This is a genomic window from Pseudomonas sp. P5_A2_2, assembly GCF_054177685.1.
The window spans coordinates 1-2,914 of record NZ_JBGCUL010000582.1; the positions used below are offsets into that span (position 1 = coordinate 1).

A 2,914-nucleotide genomic window follows, 5' to 3' on the forward strand; every position below is an offset into this window, starting at 1 on the left:
GTCCATCGTCGGAACGCCGCCCGGAGCCGGCTCGCTCCTACAGAAAATTACAGAGTGTCCATGGAATTCATCCGCACCCGCATCGAAACCCAGATCATGAGCCTGAGCGGTTTGTCCCTGGGCAAACTCGACCTGGAAAACCCCAAGGGCGACCCCGGGCTGTTCGGGCCAGACTCGGTGAGCTGGCAAGTCCATGGCGATTTCAGCAGCATGCTGATCGGCGGCATCAGCGCCCTGATGCTGCAAGCCCTGCACCCACTGGCATTGGCCGGGGTTTGGGACCATTCAAACTTTCGTGAAGACATGCTGGGCCGCTTGCGCCGCACCGGGCAGTTCATCTCCGGCACCACCTTCGGTTCACGACAGGACGCAGACTGGTTGATCGAGAAGGTCCGCACCATCCATTCGCAGATTACCGGCACCGCGCCGGATGGACGCCCCTACGCGGCCAGCGATCCCGATTTACTGACATGGGTGCACGTGGCGGAAGTCAGTAATTTCCTCGCTGCACACTTGCGCTATCGCAATCCGCACCTGTCCTCAGCCGATCAGGATCGCTACTACTCTGAAATTGCCCTGATCGCCGAGCGACTCGGGGCCAGGGATGTACCCCGTTCGCGGCGGGAAATTGCCGACTACCTTGAGCGCATCCGTCCACAACTGCTGTGCGACGAGCGCAGTCGTGAAGTCCTGCGCCTGCTGCTGAACGCCCCCTCCCCCAGTCGCTTGGCCAAGCCTTTCGGCGGTTTGATGATGCAGGCCGGGATCGATCTGCTGCCGGACTGGGCAAGTGACATGCTCGGCGTCAGCCAGAACCCGCTACAACGCAAGCTGATCCGCGCCAGCGTCAATCRCAGTGCGCCGATGCTGCGCTGGGCGGTGCGCAATGGATCGGTGCAGCGGGCTAAACGACGGATGGGCCTGTAGGAGCTGGCTTGCCAGCGAAGACGATCGCGCATCAACAAATGTGCTGGATGACACACCGCTGTCGCTGGCAAGCCAGCTCCTACAGAGTTCCCCATAACTGTTAAACTCCCGCGCCCAATTCCCTCCTGCAAGGCGCCCAGCATGTCTTCCTTGAATCAGGCGCTGCGCGCCGCCCTCGATCAACGCCAGGACCTGCTCGCCGAACTGCACCACCAGGGCACCGATTGCTATCGCCTGTTCCACGGCAGCCAGGAAGGTGCCGGTGGCCTGACCATCGACCGCTACGGTCCGCAACTGATGGTGCAGAGCTTCCACCAATCGCTGGAGCGCGAGGAACTGCTGGAACTGCACGAAACGATCAATCAGCACCTGGGTTTTGACACCCTGCTGGTCTACAACGACCGCTCCCGTGGCAACTCGCGCATCGATCGCGAAGACATCGTCTACCGCGCCGACGAAGCCGCCCTGCAAGACCTGATCGGCCACGAATGGGGCCTGAACTATCGGGTACGGGGTCGCCATGCCGGGCAGGACCCGCTGCTGTTCCTCGACCTGCGCAACACCCGCGGCTGGGTCAAGGATCACAGCAAAGACAAAAGCGTGCTGAACCTGTTCGCCTACACCTGTGGTGTCGGTCTCAGTGCTGCCGCTGGTGGTGCGCGCGAGGTATGCAACCTGGACTTCGCCGAAGGCAACCTGGCGGTCGGCCGGGAGAACGGTTTACTCAATCCGCAGTTGCCGACCATGGAATTTATCCAGTCCGACTACTTCCCGGCCATTCGCCAACTGGCCGGCCTGCCGATCAGCCAGCGCCGCGGGCAAAAATTGCCGAGCTATCAGCGCCTGGAACAGCGCCAGTACGATCTGGTGCTGCTCGACCCGCCGGCCTGGGCCAAGAGCGCMTTCGGYACSGTCGACCTGCTGCGYGAYTACCAGAGCCTGCTCAAGCCGGCCCTGCTGRCCACTGCCGAMRACGGCGTGCTGATCTGCTGCAACAACCTGGCGAAAGTCAGCATGGACGACTGGCGCGAGCAGGTTTTGCGTTGCGCAGAGAAGGCCGGGCGGCCGGTGCGTGAGTGGAGCGTGATGAAGCCAGGCGCCGACTTCCCGTCGATGGATCAGCAACCACCGCTGAAAACCCTGATCCTGCAGCTATGACCGTCGTCGGAGAAATCTGAAACTTACTGAACAGGGCAATCACTTGGGAACCGGAAACGCGTGCCATACTCCAAGGCACTCCGATCCAGACAGATGAAGCCGCACATGTACAAAGGATTGATTCGCGCCACTGGCGCCTTGTTGACTGCTCTGGCCCTCTACAGCTTGCTGGGTTTTCTGATTTTACCGGGTGTCGCGCTGCGCGTTGCCAACCAGCAACTGGCCAACTACGCCACCACACCCGCCACGATCCAGCGGATCGAATTCAATCCGTTCAGCCTTGAACTGACCCTTTGGGGCTTGAACATCGGCGAGCCCGGCAAGGAGCAGGTCGGTTTCGATCGTCTGTACGCCAATCTGCAATTCGACAGCCTGTGGACCAAGGCGGTGCACCTGTCCGATGTCGAACTGGACAAGCCCAAGACCGAAATCCTGTTCAGCAAGGACGGCAAACTCAATCTGCTGGGACTGTTCAAACTGCCAGCGAGCGAACCCACACCGGCCGACCCGGATGCCAAGCCGTTTCCGCTGCGCATCGAACGGATCAAACTGGCCGGCGGCGCCGTGCACTTTGAAGATGCCCGGCCCAGCGAGCCCATCGAGTTTGTCTACGACACACTCGATTTCGAGCTGAAGAACCTCAGCACCCTGCCCGATGACAGCGCCGACATGACCCTGGTGGCCGTCGGCCCCAACGGCGGACAGATCGACTGGACCGGCAACTTCAGCCTGGTCCCGATCGCCTCCGAAGGTAAGCTGAAAATCACCGATGGCAAGATGAAAGCCTTCTGGCCCTATGTGCGCGACGCCGTGCCACTGGACCTCGAAA

Annotated in this window: 3 protein-coding genes; all 3 read left to right on the forward strand. The window is 61.2% G+C overall.

Features of this window, described 5'->3' with window-relative positions; translation table 11 throughout:
* The first annotated feature begins 60 nt into the window (after positions 1 to 60).
* A complete protein-coding gene (locus ACXRVY_RS22605) occupies positions 61 to 927 on the forward strand; it encodes an oxygenase MpaB family protein (protein WP_458238287.1) in 867 nt (288 codons plus the stop codon).
* 141 nt (positions 928 to 1,068) lie between these two features.
* Positions 1,069 to 2,085, forward strand: coding sequence for a class I SAM-dependent rRNA methyltransferase (locus tag ACXRVY_RS22610; RefSeq protein WP_458238288.1), 1,017 nt, complete (start codon positions 1,069 to 1,071; stop codon positions 2,083 to 2,085).
* Positions 2,086 to 2,178: 93 nt separating this feature from the next.
* A partial coding sequence (locus tag ACXRVY_RS22615; protein WP_458238289.1) for a DUF748 domain-containing protein occupies positions 2,179 to 2,914 on the forward strand: 736 nt, incomplete at its 3' end.